A 2,122-nucleotide genomic window follows, 5' to 3' on the forward strand; every position below is an offset into this window, starting at 1 on the left:
GAGGAGCTGATGCTCGCCCGTGGCGTGATCGTCTCGCATGAGACGGTGCGGCGCTGGTGTGTGAAGTTCGGGCAGCAGTACGCCGGTGCGTTGCGCCGCCGTCGGCCCCGGCCCGGTGATAAGTGGCATCTGGACGAGGTGTTCGTCAGGATCAACGGAGAGCAGAAGTATCTGTGGCGGGCCGTGGACCAGGACGGCAATGTCCTGGACCTCCTCGTGCAGAACCGGCGGGACAAGGGCGCAGCCAGGCGTTTCTTCCGGCGCCTGTGGAAGACGACCCGCACGGTGCCCCGGGTGATCGTCACCGACAGGCTCCGCTCCTACGGCGCGGCCCATCGCGAGGTCATGCCCTCCGTCGAGCACCGGCAGTCGAAGTACCTCAACAACCGGGCGGAGAACAGCCACCAGCCCACCCGGCAGCGGGAACGCGTGATGAAGGGCTTCCGCAGCGTCGGCGGGGCGCAGCGGTTCCTGTCCGCGTTCAGCGGCATCTCCCCCCATTTCCGGCCCCGCCGTCACCTGCTGACCGCTTCCGAATACCGAGCCGAGATGACCGCCCGCTTCGCCGTCTGGGACCAGGTCACCGGCGTCGCCGGCCAGCCAGCCGCGGCCTGAGTCCGGAGCCGGACCCCGGCCCCACCACACCCGACACACCGTCAGGCACTCACACACTCAACAACGTGACAGCGCCGCTGTGCAGTGTCTTGCCGTGGGAGGAGGACAGCAGCATTCCGGCGATGGCCGCCTGGAAGAAGAGGGTCAGGGTCTGCAGGGTGACCGCGGCCTTGAGGAACGTGGAAGTGCGCTCTGTGCCTTTGACGTCCGACTGAGGGTGCGCTGGATGGTCAGCCGGTGAAGGACTCGGGCCCGAAACGGCCCCACACCACGAAGGCCGCCAGCACAAGGTAGATCAGGTCGCCGGCGATCGTCGCCTTCTCGCCCCGGCGGAGCCGCATGGTGACCGCGCCGACGAACAGCAGAACGAGCCCGGTGGCGGCCAGCGGCACCAGGACCGGCACGATGTCGAGCACCGCGGGCAGGATCAGGCCTGCCGCGGCCAGGAGCTCGACGGCACCGATGGCCTTGAGGACGCCGGGGCTGAAGTCCAGGACCCACTGCGCGGAGGAGCTCATCGCGGCCATCTTCTCCTGCGGCACGAACATCTTGGCACTGCCGGCCAGACAGACAGCGGCCAGTACTCCGGCGGTGATCCACAGCGCGACGTTCATCATCAACTCCCTGATCGAGGTCTTCAGCACCCGAGACGAGACAGCGACTCGGCCTGTGACATGTCCGAACCCGGTCAGCGAGGAGACGTAGGTCACCTGTCTCCGTGTCACAGGGATGCGGACCGTCTCGTCTCGGGGGGTGAAGACACCGACGAGCACGGAGGAACACACGATGGACGCGCGACTGAACTACTTCGCCAGCCCGACCGCCAGCAAGGCCCTCAAGTACTTCATGTCGGCAGGCCGGGAGCTCAAGGAATCACCGCTGCCGACCACCACGCAGGAACTCGTGACGCTACGGGTGAGCCAGATCAACGGCTGCGCCGTCTGCCTGGACATGCACACCAAGGAGGCCGCCGCCGCGGGCGAGACCTCGGTGCGGCTGAATCTGGTCTCGGCGTGGCGGGAGGCCACGGTCTTCACCGAGGCCGAGCGTGCCGCGCTGGAGCTGGCCGAGCAGGGGACCCGGGTCGCGGACGCGGCCGGCGGCGTCCGCGATGAGGCGTGGGTGCGAGCCACCCAGCACTACGACGAGGAACAGCTCACCGCTCTCGTGCTGCTCATCTCTTTCATGAACACGGTGAACCGGCTGAACATCATCACCCAGCAGCCCGCCGGCCACTACCAGGTCGGCCAGTTTCACTGACCAGCCCGCCGCGCCCCGGCCCGGGACATGCCCCAGAGCCGGGGCGCGGTGGCCGCGAGGCGGGGAAGGGGGTCGCGGTGCGAGCGTTGTCCGCCTCGCTCACACATCGGATGACCAACGAAGGATGCCTCCCCGGCAGGGGTCAGGCACACAAACCGCAAGGGGGCGGCCGAATGAAGATCCGCCATCTTGAAGGCGCTGGTCACGGGGCTGGTGTGAGTCGTTGACCGTCTCCTCGTGCTGGTCG

At 67.9% G+C, this 2,122-nt stretch carries 3 protein-coding genes; 2 read left to right on the forward strand and 1 reads right to left on the reverse strand.

Annotation, left to right across the window (positions count from 1 at the left end):
- Positions 1-615: IS6 family transposase (locus JL475_RS38705; RefSeq protein WP_202282879.1), on the forward strand; the 615-nt coding region annotated here is incomplete at its 5' end.
- A gap of 230 nt (positions 616-845) precedes the next feature.
- On the opposite strand, the gene JL475_RS38710 is transcribed toward JL475_RS38705, so the two are convergent.
- Positions 846-1,229 (reverse strand): DoxX family protein, encoded by a 384-nt coding sequence (locus JL475_RS38710; protein WP_202282881.1) that lies wholly within the window; start codon positions 1,227-1,229, stop codon positions 846-848.
- A 172-nt stretch (positions 1,230-1,401) separates the two neighbouring features.
- Between JL475_RS38710 and JL475_RS38715 the strand changes: the two genes are divergently transcribed.
- Positions 1,402-1,875 carry a carboxymuconolactone decarboxylase family protein gene (locus JL475_RS38715; protein ID WP_202282880.1) on the forward strand — a complete coding sequence of 158 codons (474 nt, stop codon included), beginning with the start codon at positions 1,402-1,404 and terminating at the stop codon, positions 1,873-1,875.
- The last annotated feature ends 247 nt before the right edge of the window (positions 1,876-2,122 follow it).

The organism is Streptomyces sp. M2CJ-2 (genome assembly GCF_016757295.1).
In the GTDB taxonomy this organism is placed as follows: Bacteria; Actinomycetota; Actinomycetes; order Streptomycetales; family Streptomycetaceae; genus Streptomyces.

Bases quoted from the DNA above. Each gene is read 5' to 3' on its own strand.
- JL475_RS38710 (WP_202282881.1), bottom strand. From the start codon at position 1,229: ATGAACGTCGCGCTGTGGATCACCGCCGGAGTACTGGCCGCTGTCTGT.
- JL475_RS38715 (WP_202282880.1), top strand. From the start codon at position 1,402: ATGGACGCGCGACTGAACTACTTCGCCAGCCCGACCGCCAGCAAGGCC.